Annotated in this window: 19 protein-coding genes; 10 read left to right on the top strand and 9 right to left on the bottom strand. The window is 64.0% G+C overall.

Features of this window, described 5'->3' with window-relative positions; all coding sequences use genetic code 11:
- Positions 1-36: 36 nt before the first annotated feature.
- The 4 genes from RMN73_RS11410 to RMN73_RS11395 are packed head-to-tail and all read left to right on the top strand — an operon-like array spanning position 37 to position 2,430.
- Entirely contained in the window at positions 37-339 is a 303-nt protein-coding gene (locus RMN73_RS11410; RefSeq protein ID WP_309603485.1) for a YggT family protein, read from the top strand.
- Positions 336-1,208, top strand: coding sequence for a bifunctional methylenetetrahydrofolate dehydrogenase/methenyltetrahydrofolate cyclohydrolase FolD (folD, locus tag RMN73_RS11405; RefSeq protein ID WP_309603451.1), 873 nt, complete (start codon positions 336-338; stop codon positions 1,206-1,208). The genes RMN73_RS11410 and folD overlap by 4 nt, the downstream gene beginning before the upstream one ends.
- On the top strand, positions 1,205-1,801 hold the full coding sequence (locus RMN73_RS11400; protein ID WP_309603450.1) for a hypothetical protein: 597 nt from the start codon (positions 1,205-1,207) through the stop codon (positions 1,799-1,801). The genes folD and RMN73_RS11400 overlap by 4 nt, the downstream gene beginning before the upstream one ends.
- Entirely contained in the window at positions 1,798-2,430 is a 633-nt protein-coding gene (locus RMN73_RS11395; protein ID WP_309603449.1) for a MarC family protein, read from the top strand. The genes RMN73_RS11400 and RMN73_RS11395 overlap by 4 nt, the downstream gene beginning before the upstream one ends.
- On the opposite strand, the gene RMN73_RS11390 is transcribed toward RMN73_RS11395, so the two are convergent.
- Positions 2,427-4,208 carry an AcrB/AcrD/AcrF family protein gene (locus RMN73_RS11390; RefSeq protein WP_309603448.1) on the bottom strand — a complete coding sequence of 594 codons (1,782 nt, stop codon included), beginning with the start codon at positions 4,206-4,208 and terminating at the stop codon, positions 2,427-2,429. The genes RMN73_RS11395 and RMN73_RS11390 overlap by 4 nt on opposite strands.
- Positions 4,209-4,290: 82 nt before the next feature.
- On the opposite strand from RMN73_RS11390, the gene RMN73_RS11385 reads away from it, so the two are divergent.
- Both RMN73_RS11385 and RMN73_RS11380 read left to right on the top strand, forming a co-directional pair.
- Positions 4,291-5,037 carry a methyltransferase domain-containing protein gene (locus tag RMN73_RS11385; protein ID WP_309603447.1) on the top strand — a complete coding sequence of 249 codons (747 nt, stop codon included), beginning with the start codon at positions 4,291-4,293 and terminating at the stop codon, positions 5,035-5,037.
- Positions 5,034-5,459, top strand: a complete 426-nt coding sequence (locus tag RMN73_RS11380; protein ID WP_309603446.1) for a GtrA family protein — start codon at positions 5,034-5,036, stop codon at positions 5,457-5,459. Before RMN73_RS11385 ends, RMN73_RS11380 begins: the two co-directional genes overlap by 4 nt.
- On the opposite strand, the gene RMN73_RS11375 is transcribed toward RMN73_RS11380, so the two are convergent.
- Genes RMN73_RS11375 through RMN73_RS11360 form a run of 4 tightly spaced genes read right to left on the bottom strand, consistent with a single transcriptional unit; the run spans position 5,352 to position 10,922 of the window.
- On the bottom strand, positions 5,352-6,440 hold the full coding sequence (locus RMN73_RS11375; RefSeq protein WP_309603445.1) for a glycosyltransferase family 2 protein: 1,089 nt from the start codon (positions 6,438-6,440) through the stop codon (positions 5,352-5,354). The genes RMN73_RS11380 and RMN73_RS11375 overlap by 108 nt on opposite strands.
- Complete coding sequence (locus RMN73_RS11370; protein WP_309603444.1) at positions 6,437-8,083, bottom strand: hypothetical protein; 1,647 nt, start codon at positions 8,081-8,083, stop codon at positions 6,437-6,439. Before RMN73_RS11370 ends, RMN73_RS11375 begins: the two co-directional genes overlap by 4 nt.
- A complete protein-coding gene (locus RMN73_RS11365) occupies positions 8,067-9,617 on the bottom strand; it encodes a hypothetical protein (protein ID WP_309603443.1) in 1,551 nt (516 codons plus the stop codon). Before RMN73_RS11365 ends, RMN73_RS11370 begins: the two co-directional genes overlap by 17 nt.
- Positions 9,618-9,674: 57 nt before the next feature.
- Positions 9,675-10,922, bottom strand: coding sequence for an argininosuccinate synthase (locus tag RMN73_RS11360; protein ID WP_309603442.1), 1,248 nt, complete (start codon positions 10,920-10,922; stop codon positions 9,675-9,677).
- Positions 10,923-11,014: 92 nt separating this feature from the next.
- Here RMN73_RS11360 and RMN73_RS11355 point away from each other — a divergent pair, with 92 nt between their 5' ends.
- Both RMN73_RS11355 and RMN73_RS11350 read left to right on the top strand, forming a co-directional pair.
- On the top strand, positions 11,015-11,644 hold the full coding sequence (locus RMN73_RS11355) for a hypothetical protein (RefSeq protein WP_309603441.1): 630 nt from the start codon (positions 11,015-11,017) through the stop codon (positions 11,642-11,644).
- 99 nt (positions 11,645-11,743) lie between these two features.
- The gene (locus RMN73_RS11350) at positions 11,744-13,792 is read left to right on the top strand and encodes a S46 family peptidase (RefSeq protein WP_309603440.1); all 2,049 of its coding nucleotides are present in this window, start codon (positions 11,744-11,746) and stop codon (positions 13,790-13,792) included.
- Here RMN73_RS11350 and RMN73_RS11345 read toward each other — a convergent pair.
- From RMN73_RS11345 to RMN73_RS11330, 4 genes are all read right to left on the bottom strand, one after another.
- Entirely contained in the window at positions 13,789-15,066 is a 1,278-nt protein-coding gene (locus tag RMN73_RS11345; protein ID WP_309603439.1) for a cyclopropane-fatty-acyl-phospholipid synthase family protein, read from the bottom strand. The genes RMN73_RS11350 and RMN73_RS11345 overlap by 4 nt on opposite strands.
- A gap of 65 nt (positions 15,067-15,131) precedes the next feature.
- Positions 15,132-16,319: a 23S rRNA (adenine(2503)-C(2))-methyltransferase RlmN gene (gene rlmN, locus RMN73_RS11340; protein WP_309603438.1), complete on the bottom strand. Its 1,188-nt coding sequence runs from the start codon at positions 16,317-16,319 to the stop codon at positions 15,132-15,134.
- Positions 16,320-16,356: 37 nt separating this feature from the next.
- The gene (locus RMN73_RS11335; protein ID WP_309603437.1) at positions 16,357-16,806 is read right to left on the bottom strand and encodes a hypothetical protein; all 450 of its coding nucleotides are present in this window, start codon (positions 16,804-16,806) and stop codon (positions 16,357-16,359) included.
- A gap of 45 nt (positions 16,807-16,851) precedes the next feature.
- Positions 16,852-17,040, bottom strand: a complete 189-nt coding sequence (locus RMN73_RS11330) for a Flp family type IVb pilin (RefSeq protein WP_309603436.1) — start codon at positions 17,038-17,040, stop codon at positions 16,852-16,854.
- Between the two features lie 378 nt (positions 17,041-17,418).
- On the opposite strand from RMN73_RS11330, the gene RMN73_RS11325 reads away from it, so the two are divergent.
- Both RMN73_RS11325 and RMN73_RS11320 read left to right on the top strand, forming a co-directional pair.
- The gene (locus RMN73_RS11325) at positions 17,419-18,822 is read left to right on the top strand and encodes a glycosyl transferase family protein (protein WP_309603435.1); all 1,404 of its coding nucleotides are present in this window, start codon (positions 17,419-17,421) and stop codon (positions 18,820-18,822) included.
- Positions 18,819-19,973 (top strand): hypothetical protein, encoded by a 1,155-nt coding sequence (locus tag RMN73_RS11320; protein ID WP_309603434.1) that lies wholly within the window; start codon positions 18,819-18,821, stop codon positions 19,971-19,973. Before RMN73_RS11325 ends, RMN73_RS11320 begins: the two co-directional genes overlap by 4 nt.
- The last annotated feature ends 26 nt before the right edge of the window (positions 19,974-19,999 follow it).

The following is a 19,999-nucleotide window of genomic DNA, read 5'->3' as shown; positions in this document are numbered from 1 at the left end:
CGCGTCGCCGAGGGCGGCTAGAGCGCGGGAATGAACATCGCTCTTTCGCTCTTTCAGATCGCCATCATGCTGCTCAGCGTATTGTGGTGGGTCATCATCGTCCAGGCGATCCTCAGCTGGCTGCTGGCGTTCAACGTGCTCAACTTCAACAGCCCGTTCGTCCGCTCGTTCGCCACGGCGCTCGACCGACTGACGGCCCCGCTGTATCGCCCGATCCGCAAGATATTGCCCGATTTCGGCGGGCTCGATTTCTCGCCGTTGGTGATTCTGTTGCTGATCATGGTGCTTCAGAAATTGCTCGCCGGGGCGGCGATGGACCTTGCTTCGTCGGCGGTATGACCGCCCGGATCATCGACGGCAAAGCCGCTGCGGCCGCACTCCGCGCCACGGTTGGCGCCGAAGTCGCCAGATTTCATGCCGCCACCGGCCGCGCGCCGGGGCTCGCGGTGGTGCTCGTCGGGGAAGATCCGGCCAGCGCGGTCTATGTCCGCTCCAAGCATAAGGCGACGATCGAGGCGGGGATGCTCAGCTTCGAGCATCGCCTTCCCGCCACCGCCACCCAGGACGAGCTGGTCGCTTTGGTCGACACGCTCAATACCGACCCAGCGGTCGACGGAATCTTGGTCCAGTTGCCGCTGCCGCCGCAGATCGACGAGAATGTCATCATCACCCGCATCAATCCCGACAAGGATGTCGACGGCTTTTCGCCGGTCAATGCCGGGCGACTGGCGATCGGCCTCCACGGCTTTGTCCCTTGCACGCCCCTGGGCTGCCTCAAATTGCTCCAGGCCGAGCTTGGCGATTTGTCAGGCAAGTCGGCGGTAGTGATCGGTCGGTCGAACATTGTCGGCAAGCCGATGGCGCTGTTGCTGCTTTCGGCTAGCTGCACCGTGACCATTGCCCACAGCCGCACCCGCGATTTGCCCGGCGTCGTGCGCGGGGCGGACATCGTCATTGCCGCGGTCGGTCGGCCCAACATGGTTAGCGGCGACTGGCTCAAGCCCGGCGCGACCGTAATCGACGTCGGCATCAACCGCACCGAAGAAGGCCTGACCGGCGATGTCGACTTCGCATCCGCATCGCAGGTCGCCGGCGCAATTACGCCGGTGCCGGGCGGGGTCGGGCCGATGACCATCGCCTGCCTGATCCGCAATACCCTGGTGTCCGCCGCCCGCCGTGAGGGACTCGAGATGGAGAAGTCGCTATGATCCTGGCTTTGTTACTCGTCGTGGCCGCGCCCGCGCCAATGACCGCGATCGACGCCGAGCGCGCCTTTGCCGCCGACGCGCAGAAAATCGGCCAGTGGACCGCCTTCCGCAAATATGCCGCCGATGATGCAGCGATGTTCGTTCCCGAGCGGGTCAACGCACAGGCTTGGCTCAAGGATCGCGCCGACCCGCCGACCAGCGTTTATTGGTGGCCGGGGCGAAGCTATGTCAGCTGCGACGGGACGGTCGCGGTCAATACCGGGCCGTGGGTGCGCGGCTATGGCAAGGCGGTCGGTTACTTCACCACCATCTGGACGCGGCAGGCCGACGGGAGCTGGAAATGGATTTACGACGCCGGTGAACCCGAGAAGTTCGCGCGCGGCGAAGGCGGCGACATTTCGCCCTTCATCGCGTCATGCAAGGGCAAGCCGAGCGGCGTGATTCTGGCCAAGTCGCAGCATTCGAAAGACCAGTCGCTGGCGTGGCTGATCAACGTTGGTCCGCGCGGCCAGCGTCGCCTGCTAATCTATCAATGGAATGGCGCGCGCTACCAGATGGTGATCGAAGACAAGGTGGCCGCGTCCGCCAAATGACCGAATTATTCACCACCGCCTTCATCACCCTGCTGGTGATCATCGACCCGCCGGGTTGCGCGCCGATTTTCGCATCGCTGACGGCTGGCACCGACTCTAGGCATCGCCGCGCAATGGCAGTCCGGTCGGTGGTGGTGGCGTGGTTCATCCTGATGTTTTTCGCGTTGCTCGGCGAACCCCTGCTCCGGACGCTGGGCATCAGCCTGTCCGCCTTCCGCCTGGCGGGCGGGATCATGCTGTTCATGATTGCGCTCGACATGGTGTTCGAGCGCCGCACTGAACGCCGTGAGGAGCGTGCTGAGGGATTGAAGGGCACCCCCGACGCCGACGACATCAGCGTGTTTCCGATGGCCATCCCGATGATCGCCGGGCCGGGATCGATCGCCACCATCATGCTGATGAGCGCCCGCGCCGAAGGCACCGTCGAGGGCTTGATCGTTTTCGGCGCGATGACCGCAGTACTGGCGCTGACCTTGCTCGCCTTGCTCGCCGCCGGGCCACTGATGAAGTTCGTCGGCCCCAAGCTGGAAGCGATGATTACCCGCATCCTCGGCGTCATCCTCGCCGCGCTCGCCGCGCAGTTCGTGCTCGACGGGCTTGAGCGCAGCCTTCCGGGCCTCGCGGGTTAGGGCTTCACTTTCCACAATTTGAGCGGCGACTTCGGGCCCAGATCGACCGGCTCGAGCCAGTTCGGCACCTGGCCCTTTTCAAGCTGGACATAAAAGCCCTTGGGAGTTTCGGCGGAATAGACCGTCGCCTGGCTGAACAGCGGGCAGGTCATCAGATAATCGGCGTGATATTTGGCGAGCAAGGCGCGCGCATTGTCGGGCGAGCCGCGGAACAGCATCATCGAATCGAGGATCGCTTGACCATTGCGGTGATAGGGGCCGGCAATCGCCCGATGATGGGTGACGGTGATCAGCCGCGGCGAGAGATCGGCAAAGGTAAAGATCGTGCCCGCAGGAAGCTTGGCCACCGGGCGCATCGCCTTGAGCGAGGGGCAGGATGAATTGGCCTTGGCAATCATCCGATCGCGCATTGTTTGTGGCTTGCCCGGGGCGACATAATCGATCCCTAACGGAACCAGAGCGCCGAGCCCGCTCAGCACCGCGAGCGCGGTACCAAGGACCCGGACCACGCTATTGTTCGACCGGAAGGCGATCGGCGCCAGGATCGCGACCAAAGTGACCGCGCCAGGAACAGCGAGCACCTGCGACGCGGGTCCGACGCGGACCTGCCAGAATAACAGGCCAGCTGCCGCAAACGCCGGAACCGCCGCGCCGAGCGAGCGGCGCAGCAGGTCGGGGTTGATGCGATGCCGCCAGACCAAAGCGCCCCAGCCGATCAGCCCGGCGACCGGAAGCGCGAGAATGATCAGCCCGATCCGCCAGCCATGCTGGGTGATTGGGCGCGCCTCGCGGACATGGCTGAGCCACAATTTGGTGACCTCGGGGCTGACCCCTTCGAGGCGCGTCAGGCAATGCGGCCAGGCCAGTGCGTGAAACGCAGCAATGATCAGGCCCGCGACCAATGCGCCGCCCAGCCGCACCTGCCATTTGGCCGGCGACCACCAGGCGAGGCCGAGCATCAACGCGCCGCCAAGCAGTGCATCGGCCAGCCACACCGGCGACAAAGCGTCGCACACCGGCAGGCGATTGGCATAGGAAGCGAAGACCAGGAAACCAACCGCGCATCCACCGGCCAGACTGCCGGCATAAGTCGCGAGCCGCCGCCGCTCATCGCGCTCGGCAACCCAGAACAGCACCATCGTGACGCCGCCAAGCGCGATGTAGATCAGTGATTCGAGCCCGATGCTGAGCGACAGCGCCGCAGCGAGGCCGAGCACTGCGCCGCCCCGCGCGCGCTTCGGGTCGGCAATCCCTGAAATGCCCAGCGCAAGAAAAGCCAGCTGCCAGCCGTGATGATCGATTCGCGTCGGTACGAACTGCCCGGTCGCCGATCCGGCAAAGAACAGGCAGATGATCGCGAGGGGCCACGCGGCGGGATGAACCAGCCGCCGGACGGTCAGCGACAAGGCGAAAATCAGCAACAGGAGCGGCAGCAATGGCGCCACCGCGATGGCGAATTGCTCGGCCTGCGGGCCGGTCAGGAACAGCCGTCCGATCAGGATCAGGCCGGCCAGCGGCAAATCGACCAGCCGCGACCAGTGGATGTTCGCCCCGGTCGGCCAGTCGAGCTTATATTGCCGAAGGTCGTACCAGCCCTGCCCGTCGTTGAGCCACGCGCGGACCTGCGCCATGCGCATATTGTCGTCGGTGTCGCTGAGTACGAATCCGGCGATATTGTTCCACTTGGAATAGATAAGCCAGGCGGCTAACAACGCCCAGGCGAGGATCGCGAGGCTGCGCCAATGCCGGTCAATGATGGTCACAAACCGTTCGGGCACCGCTGATCCTTGCACTTGATTAGGTTTCGCGCTCTAGCGTGCCAGCACTTAACAGCAAGCCAAGAAGCAGGTTCGGGCGCGAATGATCGAGCATCAATATAGCCATGACTTCTACGATTATATCGACGCCGGGTCGCGCCGATCGGCGCGCGCGGTGGCCGGATTGCTGCTTCCCGAGATGGAAATCGCCAGCCTGCTCGACATTGGCGCGGGTCATGGCGCGTGGGCGGCGGAGTGGCTGGCGGCGGGCGTGAAGGACGTGATTGCGGTCGATGGAGACTATGTCAGTTTGCAGCAACTGGCGATCCCGGCGGGCAATTTCCTCGCCCACGACCTCGCCACCCCGCTCGATCTCAAGCGCAAGTTTGACCTCGTCCAGACGCTCGAAGTAGCCGAGCATCTGCCCCACGCCAAGGCCGATCTGTTCGTCGACAACTTGATCACTCACGGCGATGTCATCCTCTTTTCAGCGGCGGTCCCGCACCAAGGTGGCGAGCATCATGTCAACGAACAGCCGCCCGAATATTGGCGCGCCAAGTTCGCCGCGCATGGCTTTGCGGCATTTGACTTTGTCCGTCCGGGTCTGGTCGGCAAGGATGGCGTCATGGCCTGGTACCGCTTCAACAGCTATGTTTACGCCAACGCCGCCGGGCAGAAGCGCCTGTCCACGGCGATGCTCGCGACCCGCGTGCCCGACGATCAGCCGCTGACCATTGGCGGTGACTTCAAGTGGCTGCTGCGCCGCGCCGCCGTGCGGATGATCCCCGGCGCACTGGTCAAGCCGATCGCCATGGCCAAGGCCAAGATCGAAGCCGCCGCAAGACGGTGAAGAACCGCATCGATCGCGCGCTCGCCGACCCCAAACAGCGCGCCGCCTTGCTCCAGCTGATCCGCTACGCCGTCATCGGCGCGGCAATCACGGCTGGTGGCCAGGCAATTTATTATGCGCTGGCCGAAACCCGCACGACCTCGCCACTGGTGGCGATTGCGATTGCGTGGATCGTCGGGGTGATCGTTGGCTATTTCGCACATGGCTGGATCAGCTTTGCCGGCCACGGGGATCGCGACGATCATGGCCGGATGGGCTTGCGCTTCGTCGCGGTCAATCTGGTCGGTTATGCGATCAACAGCTTCTGGGTGTGGTTATTGGTCGAGCGGTTGGGCGGGGCGACCTGGTGGCCGATCATCCCCAATATCGCGCTCACTCCGCTGATGACCTTCTGGCTCCACCGCCGCTGGACCTTCCGCTGAAGCGACGATCCCCAAGCCGCTGCCAAGGCGTTCGCTGCCGAATCGCGCCGCGCCACCACCGGCAATGTCCTGGACGATATAGAGCGGTCGGTTCTTCGACTGACTGTAGAGCCGCCCGATATATTCGCCCATCAGCGCCAGCACGAACATCTGCACCGCACCAAGCACCACCACCACCAGCATCAGCGAGGTCCAGCCCTGGATCGTCTTGCCGCCCATCCAGGCAAACAGGATGTAGAGGATGATCAGCAGCGATCCGAACGCCAGCGCAAGTCCGGCGTGGCTCGCGAGCTTCAACGGGGCCGAAGAGAAGCCGGTTAGCGCATCAAGCGCGAAGCGGATCATCTTCGACAATGGATATTTGGTCACCCCGGCGAAACGTTCGTCGCGATTGTAAGGGAAGGGCACCTGCCGAAAGCCGATCCACGCCACCATCCCGCGGATGAAGCGCGCTTGTTCGGGCATTGCCAACAGGGCGTCGAGCGCACGGCGGCTCATCAGCCGGAAATCGCCAGCGTCGACTGGAATTTCGACCTCGGTCGCGGCGGCGAGCATGCGGTAAAAAGCGTGGGCAGTGGCGCGTTTGAAGCGCGTTTCGCCAGCGCGCTGGGTGCGCACGCCATAGACCACGTCGGCCGCTTCACGGCGCATCGTGGCGATCATGTCGCCGAGCAGCTCGGGCGGGTCCTGCAAGTCGGCGTCGATAATCAGGATGGTCTTGCCCCGGGCCAGGTCGAGCCCTGCGGTCAGTGCCAGTTGGTGGCCGTGGTTGCGCGACAGGTTGATCGCGACGAGGTGGGGATCGGTCGCCGCCAATTCCTGCATCATCGACCAGGTGCGATCCTTCGACCCGTCATTAACCAGCACCAATTCATAATCGCTGCCGACGGCGGCGGTCGCGGCAGCGGTCAGCCGCTGGTGCAAAGTGGGCAGGCATTCCTGTTCGTTGAAGCAGGGAATGACGATCGAAAGCGCGGTCATGGTGCCTCTTTGGCGGCTGGCGACGACTTCGCATAGAGGGCGCTGCCCTCGCCGCGCCAGATTTCGCGATAGCCAGCCAGCGAGGCGGGGTCGAAGCGCGGGACATCGACCAGCCAGACATAGGCGAACGCGCTCCGCGGGATCGCCCGCATCGCCAGGTCGACCGGCGGCGATTTGGGGCGCCTGCAGCGTTGATCGCTGACCATTTGCGACGGATCGGCGCGGAAATGTCCCGCCGGGCGGTAATGAACCGTAAGCAGATTGGCGCCGTCGATCGCCCATTGGTCGTTAGAGAAAGCATGACGCCGCACGATCGCCATCGCGCCAAGATGCGATTCGCGGAACAACGGCCAGATCGTGGTGCAGGGCTGGCCGACCAGATAGACCAGGGCCGCGCCGCGCGGGACAAGATCGAGCGCGGCTAGCTGGCGATCCTGCCGGTCGGACGCGATGGCCAGGCTGGTGGCGGTGATCGCAACCTTGGCCACGAACACGCTGGTCGCGACGACCGCAAGCACGCTGGCGAACGTGAACGGCGGCCTGGACTTGGTCCGGATCCCCAACACGATCACCGCCAGCACGAACGGCGCGAGGCGCATGTCGGCATAGGCCGAACCGAACACCGTCCATGGCAGCAGCACAAAAGCGACCGCGAGCACCATCGCCGAGAAAGCGAGGTTGCGCGACAAAGTGAACCAACGCGTCGCCAGCGCGAGCAGCCCGCACAGCCCGATCGCCACCAGGATCGCAATATCAATCCATTGCCAGCGATCGCGCAACGCCTGTGCCACCCATTGGCCCTTGCCAACCCAATTGAACCAGCCGTGGGTTGGTGCGCCGGCAACGTCACTTCGCCACACCAGCATCAGCACCACCGGCCCCGCCATCACCAGCGCATGCAGCGCAGCCTTGAGCGCGGCCCGCCACCAGCTGATGCCCTTGTCATGCTGGCGCACTGCCTCGGCCGAGAAACACAATAAGCCAAGCGTCCCCCAGCCGAAGGTGTGACAGACGAACAGCAGAAAGCTGATCGGTACGAACAGGATCGCCCGAAGCCTGGTCTTGCCCAGCCGACCGAGCCGGAGCCACAACGCAAAGGCGAGGAACGCCAACGCCATCGCCAGCGTGTAATTGAGAAAGCCGAACAGGAACGGGTGCGACAGCGCAAACGGCAAGGCCAGTGCCGCGGTCGGGGGCAACCGGTTGTGCACCTCCCGCGCAACCCACAGGAAGCCGGCAACCGTCAGCGGCGGAATGCTCATCGCGATCAGTTTGACCGCCATTTCCAGCCCGACCAACTTGGCCAGCGGGACGATCAGCAGATCGACCCCGAGATTGCCGATCAAATGCCATTGGAAACTGTAATAACGCTGCAGGTCGGGCGAGCTTCCGACGTCGAGTTCGACCCGATAGCGCCCCATGTGACCGAGCAGGTCAACCAAGGGCGGGACCGGGGGATAAAGTAACGGCACGAACGCAAGCGCGATCATTGCCGCGACGAAAGCGCGGCTTTCCCACCACGGGCGCGGCTCGCCCTTGGGCGCGGCCGGCGGTGCTGGCTCGCTCGCCAGCAAGTGCGGCAACCCCACTATCGGCCGTTGCGCCGGGGTCGCACCGGGCGGCGGATCAGGATCCACGGTCATGGTCGATTTTGAGCACCATATCGCGCCCGTCGCTCCACACCGGTTGCAACCCGCGAGCCATACCCGGGCGCAACTGCGGATCGATCAGCCAGACATAGTCGAACTTGTCGCGCGGAAATTCGGCGAGCGATTCGCCAAGCGTCGGGTCGCCAATCATAGCCCCGCAATGACGATCGGCCACGGCCTGCGACGGATCGAGCGCGAACCGGCCAAGACCGCGTTCCTTGACCGTCAGCAGCGCGCTTGGACCAAGATTATACTGATCGTTGGAGAAGGAGCCGCGACGGACCACCGCCATGCCCGCAATGTGGCCGCTCCGCCGCATCCGCCATCCCTGCTCGCACGGAAAAGTCGAAAAGGCGACTACCCGGCTGCCGTAGGGCAGATGGTCGAGCGCCACGAGCCGCTGTTTCCAGCTGTCCCATTCGATCGAGATGCTGATCGCCGCGCCGACCATCCGCACCAGAACAAAGGCAAGTCCGGCGTAAAGCAGGAAATTGTTCGATACCGGACGATCGGCCTTGGCCGGGCCGATCGCAACCAATGCCAGGATGAACAGATAGGGGGCCAGCCGCGCATCGGCAAAAGCCTGCTGGAACGGCATCACCAGGAACAAGGCGAACAGGCCCGCAACCGCCGCCAGCAAGGGCCGGCTATAGCGCTGCACCGGGCTGCGCCAGCCGTAATACAGCATCACCAGGAGGACCGCGACCGAGGCCAGGTCGAACATGATCCAGCGGTCCCGCAACACCGTCAGCAGCCATAACGGCTTGGCCCGGAGGCTCATCCAGATCCCGTCGGCCGCCCCGCCCCCGGCCGGACTCCAGTTGAGGAAGGCGAGCATCGGCAAGCACATCGGCAGGCAGGATACGGCGGCCCACAGGATCGCGCGGAAATGCGGCTCGCCCCGTTCCCGCCGGCTCGCCCATTCGGCCATGAAGATGACCAGCCCAAGCGCCATCCAGCCAATCACGTGGAACAGCCAGATCGACACCGAAATCGGCACGAACAGCAACGCCCGAAGGCGTAACTGGTCGCGCTTGCCTAGCCACAGCCACAGCGCCAGCGCGTTGAGCATCAGCGCCATCGCCATAGTGTAATTGAGGAAGCCGTAGAGAAAGGTCAGATGATAGACGAGCGGAACGGCGAACAAGGCGCTCGGCTGGACCGATCCGTGTGCGACCCGCGACAGGTTGAGAATTCCGGCGACGGCGATCATCGGGATCGCAATCGTTAGCAGCTTGACCGCTGGCTCGAGCCCCGTGATCGGCGCGATCAGCGACACCAACAGCTCGAACCCGATGTAGCCGATCGGCTTCCACTCGAACGAATAATATTGGCCAAGCGTCGCCGCATCGGTGCCGAGCATCACGCGGTAGCGCGCCATGTGGCCCGGGACATCGACCAATGGCGAGACGTCCGGCCCGAGCAGCGGAATCGCCGATAGCAGAACCAACAGCGCGAAGGCGGCGCGACTGTCGAGCAGGGTGAGCGCCGATCGTGGTCGCCCCTGTCGTGCCGCCCCTGCGTTCATTCCCTCGCCCCCTTCATTCGCACCCGGTCAGATTTGCGGGCGGCGATGCGCCGTCGCCTACGCCCCTGTGCCGCCGTCGCGCCGCCCGAGCAAGCGGAGGCGAAGCGCGTTCAGCTTGATGAACCCTTCGGCATCGCGCTGGTCATAAGCGCCGGCGTCGTCTTCGAAGGTCACGACCTTCTCGCTGTAAAGGCTGTTGGGTGAACGCCGCCCGGTGATGTGGACACCGCCCTTGTAGAGTTTCATCCGCACCTCACCATCGACCTTGGACTGGCTGAGGTCGATCGCCGCCTGCAACATCTCACGCTCGGGGCTGAACCAGAAGCCGTTGTAGAGCAATTCCGCATAACGCGGCATCAGCTCATCCTTGAGATGTGCTGCCCCGCGGTCGAGGGTCAATTGCTCGATTGCGCGGTGCGCGGCGTGATAAATCGTCCCGCCCGGCGTCTCATACATCCCACGCGACTTCATCCCCACGAAGCGATTCTCGACCAGGTCGAGCCGGCCGATGCCGTGCAGCTTGCCGAGCGCGTTGAGCCTGGTCAGAAGCATCGCCGGGCTCAGCGCCTCGCCATTGACCGCGACCCCGTCACCGCCCTTGAAGGTGATGGCGATCTCCTCGGGCGTGTCGGGGGCAGCGACCAGATCGTCAGTGCGCGAGTAAACGTAATCCGGGACTTCGGCCCATGGATCCTCGAGCACTTTGCCCTCGGACGAGGTGTGCAGCAGATTGGCGTCGGTCGAGAATGGCGATTCGCCGCGCTTGTCCTTGGGCACCGGAATCTGATGTTGTTCGGCAAAGTCGATCAGCGCGGTGCGGCTGGTCAAATCCCATTCGCGCCACGGGGCGATGACCTTGATGTCGGGGGCCAGCGCATAATAGCCAAGCTCGAACCGCACCTGGTCGTTACCCTTGCCGGTCGCGCCGTGGCTGACCGCATCGGCGCCGACCTGGCGCGCAATCTCGATCTGGCGCTTGGCGATCAGCGGCCGCGCGATCGAGGTGCCGAGCAGATACAACCCTTCATAAAGCGCATTGGCGCGCATCATCGGATAGACGTAGTCGGCGACGAATTCCTCGCGCAAATCGTCGATGAAGATATGCTCCGGCTTGACCCCCATCGCTTGCGCCTTCGCCCGCGCCGGCTCGATCTCTTCGCCCTGGCCAAGATCGGCAGTAAAGGTCACGACTTCGCAGCCATAGGTTTGCTGGAGCCATTTGAGGATCACGCTGGTGTCGAGCCCGCCAGAATAAGCGAGGACAACGCGGCGCACCTTTTGGTCGGGAAAGTGGGTCTGGGTCATGGCCAGCCGCTTGCCACCACGCACCGCGCCATTCAAGCGCGATACAGGAAGCGGCGTTTATTCCCGGTTCAGCATTGATGAGGGAGACGATCATGACCAAGTTTTTGATTGGTACTGCGGCAATGGCAATGGCCGGTGCCGCCTTCGCGCAAGGCATGCAACCGCCGACGGTGGAGACCCCGGCGATGAACATGCCGCAGCAAGACGGGGGCGGCAACCGGGTCCAGACCCGCGCGGAGGTCGTTGCCAAGGCGCAAAAACATTTTGCCAAGATGGATTCCAATCGCGACGGCTTCATCGCTGCGGATGAGATGCAGGCGATGGGCGGGCAAAACCACGGACGCGACGCACGCAAGGAACGTCGTCAACAGGCTGCGTTCGAATGGCTCGACCGCAACCGCGACAACATGATCAGTCGCTCGGAATATGACAGCTTTCGCCAACCGCGTGGGCAAAGCATGGGTGGCCGCGGCACCGCGCCGACCGTCATGCCGGGCGATCGTCCGGCCGGCGGTTACCGGATGGGCGGCGGCGGAATGGGCGCGCATATGCTCAAGATGGCCGACGCCAATAATGATGGTCGCATCTCGCTTCAGGAATTGACCGCCGCGTCGCTGCAGCGGTTTGATCGTGCCGATGCCGATCACAATGGGCAGGTGACGCCCGACGAACGCAAGGCGATGCACGGGCAAATGAAGCTTCAGCGCGGCCGCACGCTTTAAGCCTCCGCCTTTCGTCGAATAACCAAGGGTCCGGCATTGCGCCGGGCCCTTTTTTTCGGGCAGTCTGCGCCGCGACCATCCAGCCTCAAGGGGATTATCTTGTCTTCCAACCGCATTGCGCGCGCTGCCGCCTTCCTGTCGTTCGTTTCGCTCCCCCTCGCCGCCGCCAATGCCGACGAGGGCATGTGGACGATCGACGCTTTCCCCGCCGCCAAGATGAAGGCCGCTTACGGCTGGGCGCCCGACCAGGCGTGGCTCGACAAAGTGCGCGGCGCGGCAGTGCGTCTGACCGGCGGCTGCTCGGCCAGCTTCGTCTCGCCCGACGGGCTGATCCTGACCAACCATCATTGCGTCGCAGGCTGCACCGAAGACAATTCGACTGATGCCAACAACCTGCTCAAGACTGGCTACACCGCCGTCAGCCGTGAACGTGAGTTGAAGTGCGCCGGACAGCAAGCCGAGGTGGTGACCTCAATCGCCGACGTAACGCCGCGGGTCAAAGCCGCAATCGGCGCTGCCAAGGGCGAGGCCGCGGTCAAGGCGCGCTCGGCGGTCATCGCCGATATCGAAAAAGCGGGTTGCGCCGAAACCGCGACGACCCGCTGCCAGGTCGTCAGCCTCTACGGTGGCGGCCAGTACAAACTCTACACCTATCGCAAATATTCCGACGTCCGGCTGGTGTGGACACCCGAAGCGCAAGCCGCGCAATTCGGCGGCGATCCCGACAATTTCAATTTCCCGCGCTATTCAATGGATGCCAGCTTCCTGCGCGCCTACGAAAATGGCAAGCCGGTCGCGACCCCGCAGCATCTCAAATGGGCAGCGCGCGCACCGATCGATGGCGAAGCGACGTTCGTCGTCGGCAACCCCGGATCGACCGCCCGTTTGCAAACCCAGGCGCAGCTTGCCTTCCAGCGCGAAGTGGCGCTGCCGATCACGCTCGCGACCTTTTCAGAATATCGCGGCCGCCTGATCACCGCGATGGCGCAAAGCCCCGAGCGTCACCGTGAAGCGTTCGAGACCTTGGGCGGGATCGAAAACAGCCTCAAGGTCCAGATCGGACGGGTCAAGGCGCTCGGCGATCCGGCGTTCACCGGCAAGCTGGCCGCCGCCGAAGCCGATCTCCAGCGCCGCACGCTGACCGCCGGTAGTGCCAATCCGTGGACCGAAGTCGATGCGGCCATGCGCGCCTACCGCAACTTCTACATCGCGCGCCGCTTCTCGACGCCGTCGGGCGATCTGTTCGGTTATGCCATGACCCTGGTCCGCGCCGCCGCCGAGCGGACCAAGCCCAATGCCGACCGCTATCCAGGCTATTCGGATTCATCGCTTCCGTTGGTCGAAAAAAGGCTACTCGACGAGCGACCCATCACTCCGTGGCTCGACCAGTTGACGATGGACTGGTCGCTGTCCAAGTCGCGTGAATATCTCGGCGCTGACGATCCCCAGACCAAATTGCTGCTCGGCAAGGAATCGCCAGAAGCGCTCGCCGCGCGGCTGGTCGGCGGCACCAAGCTGGCCGATCCCGCCGTGCGCAAGACATTGTGGGACGGGGGCCAGGCCGCAATCGCCGCCTCGACCGATCCGATGATCGTCTATGCGCGGACCCTCGATGCCAATGATCGCGGGTTGCAGAAGCGCTTCGATGCCGAGGTCGACGGACCGCTGACCGCTGCCCAGGCCAAGCTCGCCGATGCCCGGTTCGCGGCCTATGGCGCGACCCAATATCCCGACGCGACGTTCACGCTCCGCGTCAGTTACGGCAAGGTCGCGGGTTGGATGGAGCGTGGCCAGATGGTTCCGACTCGAACCGTGCTGGCGGGCACCTTCGACCGCGCGACCGGCGCCGATCCGTTCGACCTGCCTCCCGCGTTCATCGCCAATCGCGCCAAGATCGACGGCCGGGCGACCTATGACTTTGTCACGACCAACGACATCATCGGCGGCAATTCGGGATCGCCAGTGATCGACAAGTCAGGTGCGGTGATCGGCGCGGCGTTCGATGGCAACATCAACTCGCTCGGCGGCAATTACGGCTATGACGGGACGATCAACCGCACCGTCGCGGTCTCGACCGACGCCATCCAGCAAGCGCTCGAGCATATTTATCCCGCTCCGGCCTTGGTGGCCGAGCTCAGGGGCCGCTAAGCAGGCGTCAGTTTCTTAGCGCGCGCTCGCTTCGGTTTTGGAGCGGGCGGTGGCGCGTCGCCAATCTCGCGATAGCGTCGCTCAGCCTCGATCATGTAATCGCGGGTTATCGGCAGCGCGTTGCGGTCACGGACATATTGCACCTGGAAGTTGCACATCGATCCATTTTCGAACGCAACCACCCCGCCGGCGAGGTAGAATTCCCACATCCGGTAAAAGCGCTCGTCGTAAAGCGCGATGATCTTGGCCCTGGCCTGCTGCGTCCGCCGCAGCCAATGGGTCAGCGTATAACCATAGTGCCGCCGCAAAATCTCGAAGTCGCTGATGATGAACTTCATCTTCTCGGTCGACGCGGAAAGCTGGCTGATCGAGGGCAAATGATAGCCCGGGAAAATCCATTTGTCGGTGAACGGATCGGGCGCACTGGATTTGCCATATTTGCCGATCGTGTGAAGCAGCATCACGCCGTCGTCGGTCAGCAATTCGCGGCAGGTGGCGAAGAATTCGTCGAAATGCCTGGCTCCGACATGTTCGAACATGCCGATCGAGACAATCCGGTCATAGGTGCCGGTCACCGAGCGATAATCGATCAGCTCGAACTTGACCCGGTCGGATACCCCGGCGTCCGCAGCGCGCTGGCGGGCGACCTTCAATTGCTCCTCGCTCAGCGTCACCCCGAGCACGTCGACGTCAGCGACGCGGTTCAGATAAAGCGCGGTCCCGCCCCAGCCGCAGCCGATGTCGAGCACCTTCAGGCCAGGCTTGAGGTTGAGCTTGGCGGCGATGTGCGCTTTCTTGTCTGACTGCGCCCGCTCCAGGCTGTTGCCCGGGTCAGTGAAGTACGCGCAACTATATTGCAGGTCATCGTCGAGAAACAGGCGATAGAGGTCGTTGCCAACATCGTAATGATGCGCGACGTTCTTGCGCGATTGCTTGGCCTCGTTGCGGCGGAACAGGTTGATCCACTTGCGCTTGCCCTTGTTTAGCGCCTTGCGGCCACCGCCCTTCGCTTCCCACGGATTGGCGCCGATGATCAATTGCATTAGGTCGAGGATGTCGCCGTCATCGACCGTCACCTTGCCGTCCATATAGGCCTCGCCCAAGCCGAGGCGCGGATTGCGCGCGATGGCGAAGGCGGTCTTGCGATCGGCGACGCGGACCGTCAGCGACTTGCCGCCGCCCGGACCGAACACATGCAGCTCGCCGCCCGGCATGATGACAGTCAGCTGGCCCTTGCGGATCAGTTTGCCGAGCAATTTGTCAATCAGCGCCATGCCGAATTCTCCTTGCGAGTAAGCCTAACTATTCGGTCAAACACTGCAATAGTTACGCTTGGACTTTAAGCGGCGGCTTCGCGATCAAGCTGGGCGCGGCTCTTTTTCTCGGCGGCGGTCTTCAACTGGCCGCAGGCGGCGTCGATGTCGCGCCCCCTGGGAGTTCGCACGGGCGCGGAAATTCCGGCGGCGAAGATGATGCTCGAGAAGCTTTTGATTCGCTCCGGGGTCGAGCACAAATAGGCCGAACCCTCCCACGGATTGAACGGGATCAGGTTGACCTTGGCGGGCAGATCATAAGCGTGGATCAGCCGCACCAATTCGCGCGCATCCGCGTCGCTGTCATTCTTGTCCTTGAGCATGACATATTCGAACGTGATCCGCCGCGCATTATTGGCACCGGGATAATCGGCGCACGCCTGCAGCAATTGCTCAATGCCATATTTGCGGTTGATCGGCACAATCTCGTCGCGCACTTCCTTCGTTACCGCGTGAAGGGAAACCGCCAGATTGACCCCGATCTCCTCGCCCGCGCGGGCCATCATCGGCACCACGCCCGAGGTCGACAATGTGATCCGGCGCTTCGACAGCCCAAGCCCGTCGCCGTCCATCACGATCTTCAAGGCATCGCGAACATTATCGAAATTATACAGCGGCTCGCCCATCCCCATCATCACGATGTTGGTCAGCATCCGCCCCTCTTGCGATGACGGCCATTCGCCAAGCGCGTCGCGGGCCAGCATCACCTGACCGACAATCTCCGCCGGATCGAGATTGCGCACCAGCTTCATCGTCCCGGTGTGGCAGAAGGTGCAGTTCAAGGTGCAACCGACTTGGCTCGAGACGCACAAGGTCCCGCGGTCGGCGTCGGGAATGAACACCATTTCGAAATCATGGCCATCATGCGTGCGGAGCAGCCACTTGCGCGTGCCATCGGTCGACACTTGCGCCTCGATCACTTCGGGCCGGGTAACGACGAACCGCTCGGTCAGCCACGCTTGCAGCGCCTTGCCGACATCGGTCATCGCGGTGAAATCGCCGACCCCGCGATTATAGATCCAGTGCCAGATCTGCTTGGCGCGCAGCTTGGCCTGCTTGGGCTCGAGCCCGGCACCCTCCAACGCCGCGCGAATCTTCTCGCGGGGAAGCCCGATCAGCTCGACCTTGCCATCGGCGCGCGGAACCGCCGCGCGGGGCACGGGCAAGGGGTCGGCCGGTCCGGGGATCGACATCAGGGTGGTATCGGCGCTCATGGATGAGCCGCCATGTAGTGGGATTGTGGCGAAATTTCTAGCGCTTGCTTGCGCACCGGGCAGCGGCCGCATCGATCGCGGTCGGTGCGCCGCCGAGCGAGTAACGATCGACCGTCCGCCGACCAGCCGTGTCGCGCGCTTCGACCCGCATCCCGGCCTCGCGGCGAATCGCGGCGATGATCGCGCTTTCCTGGCGCGGCCCGCGGCTCCAGGCATCGCCGCCGCGCCCGGGCAGCAGGAAGGGTTGCTCGCCGATCGTCAGGATCACCGATGATCCCGGTCGCACCGCCCGCCGCAACCGGACCGATACTTCCCCGCGGCGCAATCCGGCGCGATCGAAAGTGATGGCGACCCGCGGCTGATCGTCGCCTTTTCGCGGCACCGACAAGGATCGTGATACCGCCTCGCACGAACCCCCGCGATCGAACGCCGCCCAGTCGCCACTGGCAGCAATCGTTAGGGACAGGATGAGCGAGACGGTCAGCATCAGCCCCTCGTCCGGGGTCGAGCGGGCGAAATCAAGTGCTAAGGATCAGCAGTCGGCGTTGGTCGAGGCGGTGGCGGCGATGCACTGGCTGTCATTGCCGGCCGAATCGGTGATTGCGGTGCCAAGCGCGAGCGCACCAAAGGTCAGCGCAGCGCCGGCAATCGCCAGCACCAGCGCATATTCCGCGGCCGCGGCCCCGTTGCGATTTTTAAGCAATCCTCGACGGTCGTTCATGGCCCGCACCCTTGCCTGAAGCGTGCCGGACTTTGCCCCCCGCAGCACTTCAAAATGATCGGATTGACGCATTCGAAACGCCAAACTCGCCTCTGCGAAATGGTGAACTAAAAGTCAAGCGAGCTTGTTAATGAAAGTTAAACAATGCCCTGTTTTGGGGCAGGTCGATTGTTAATCGGGTCGCGCCGCGCCGAGCCCGCCCCAACCGTCGCGGATCGCCGGCGATACCTCCATCACGGTTGTTCTTGTTCTGTTAAGTCCAATGTGACATGTTTCGCTCGCTCGGTGTTAACGACTCACAATATTGGGGGCGGCATGCGAGCTATCTTAACCACGAATCTTCACTGCGCCTCAGTTTAGCCGACGGAGCGCGTACCCATGTCCCTGGCGTTTATCCTGACCGACATTGCGGCAGAGCTTGCTCTGTTCGCCGCAGTTGGCTTCCTGTTGTTTGCGGTGGACGATCTGGTCGTCGACCTGATCTATTTCGCGCGCCGGCTGTGGCGATCGCTCGCAATATACAGCCGCTACCCCCGCGCTTTCGCCGCCAGTCTGCCTGCACCCGCCAAGCCGGGCCGGATCGCGGTGTTCATTCCGGCGTGGGACGAATCGGCGGTGATCGCCGACATGCTGCGATCGACGTTGCGTCGCTGGGGCGACGGTGATTACCGCATCTTCGTCGGCTTTTACGCCAATGACCCGCTGACCGAAGCCGCGATCGGGCAGGTCGACGACCCGCGGGTCGAGGCCGTGCTGGTCGAGGAACATGGGCCGACCACCAAGGCCGACTGCCTCAACCGCCTGTACGACGCCTTGCTCGCCGCTGAATGTCGCGGTGCATGGATCGCCAAGGCGATCGTGCTCCACGATGCCGAGGATCTGGTCCACCCGCTCGAACTCGCTTTGTTCGACGTGATGACCGAAAAAGCGGCGCTGGTGCAATTGCCGGTGATCCCGCTGCCCGACCCCGAATCACGCTGGATCAGCGGCCATTATTGCGATGAATTTGCCGAGAGCCACGGCAAGGAACTGGTGGTGCGCGAGGCGGTTGGCGCGTCGATCCCGCTCGCCGGGGTCGGCTGCGCCATCGCCCGCGACGCCATTGCCCGCCTGGCGGCCGACAATCATGGCCACCCGTTCGCGGCGCAATGCATGACCGAAGATTATGAGCTCGGCCTGCGCGTCGGGGCGTTTGCCGACAAGACCATGTTCGTGCGCATTCCCGTCGTGGCGGGAAGTCGCTCGATTGTCTCCAGTCGGGGCCACTTCCCCGCAACGCTCGACGCCGCGGTGCGCCAGAAGGCCCGCTGGATCGGCGGAATCGCGCTGGCCGGGTGGGAACGGCTGGGGTGGAGCGGCGGGATTGGTGAGCGCTGGATGCGGATGCGCGACCGGCGCGGGCCGTTGGCGGCGCTACTGCTGATCGCGGGTTACGTCGCCATCCTGCTGTGGCTGCAATTGTGGATTGCGGCAGGCCTTGGCGCGCCGGTGGCGCTTGCGGCGTCGCCGCTGCTGATGGGGCTGCTCAAGATCAATGCAGTGCTGCTGGCGTGGCGGATCGCGATGCGCTTCGGTTTCGTCACCGCGACCTACGGCATCGGCCAGGGCCTGCTGTCGATCCCGCGGCTGTTGGTCGGCAATGTCATTGCCATGCTCGCGGTCAAGCGCGCGGTCGCGCTCCACGCCAAGGGCGGCCCCAAGACATGGGAGAAAACCCGCCATATCTTTCCCGCCGACGAGCGCATGGCCGGGGAGCGCATCGCCAAGGAGCCTGTCGGATGAGCAATTCGCTGCGCTTCCTCGGACTTGCAGTCTTTGCATGGGTCGGTGTTCGCGCGGCAAGTCTCGGCTTTTTTCCCGGCAGCACGTCGGTTGCGCCACCCAGCCCGTTGGCGGCCAATCTGCCAAGCGCCCCGCAGACCCACTTCGATCCCCCGCCGCCGCCCGACCCGGTGCCGCAGCCCGCTTATTACGGACCAGCTTATGGCCCGGGCTACGGCCCTTCCTATAGCGGCTACCCAACCGCTTACCCCGCTTATCCGCCCGGCCAGCGAACGATTGTAGTCCCCGCATATTGGCCGGCCGGAGTCTCGGCCCCGGCCCAGCGCGGCGGCATAGGCGGCGGGAGTGGCGGTGGCAGTAGCGGTGGCTGGGCGGGATTGATGCCCAATCCGCAGCCGGTCTATTACGTCCCGCTACAGCCCGAGCCATGGCCGCAATATTCGACCCCGCCCGTGCCCGGCAGACGAAGTGGTGGCGGCGGACCCATTGCGGTCACCCCCGCCCCGATCAAGCCCGCGCGGTTCGACCGGTTGCAGCTTAGCGCCTGGGCGTTGCTGCGCGGCGTCGGCAAGGGGATTATCCCGACCACCTCGCTCGCCAGCGGCGGGACATTGGGCGGCAGCCAGGCCGGGGCGCGGCTGACCTATCGCTTCAACGAGGCGCTGGCCGTGTCGCTTCGCTCAAGCTCGTCGGCGGGCGGGGTGCGCGGCGCGGAAGTCGCCGCCGGGGTGCGCTATCAGCCGTTCCGATCGATTCCGGTCGCCCTCAACGCCGAGCGCCGCGAAGGGCTAGGACGGTTTGGCGGACGGTCAGCCTTCGCTTTGTTTGCGGAAGGCGGGATTTACCACCGCCCCCTGTTCAACAAGATTTTTCTCGACGGCTATATCCAAGGCGGCGTCGTCGGGATGCGTCGCCGCGACCTGTTTGTCGACGGCGGGGCCACGCTGACCCGGCCGATCTGGCGCAATATATCCGCCGGGATCGGCGTGTGGGGCGCGGCCCAGCCCGGGCTGTACCGGCTCGATGTCGGGCCACGGGTGAGCATGGATGTCCGCCGCGGGATCAAGGTCCATGCCGATTATCGCCAGCGACTGGTCGGCAATGCCGCGCCGCCATCGGGCCCGGCGCTGACGTTGGCAGCGGACTTCTGATCTTAGACTTGGCCAAAGGCTAGAAT

The sequence above is a fragment of the Sphingomonas sp. genome (assembly GCF_031372575.1).
GTDB lineage: Bacteria > Pseudomonadota > Alphaproteobacteria > Sphingomonadales > Sphingomonadaceae > Sphingomicrobium.
The sequence above is the reverse complement of the archived record's forward strand: the minus strand, read 5'-3'. Positions and strand labels throughout refer to the sequence as shown.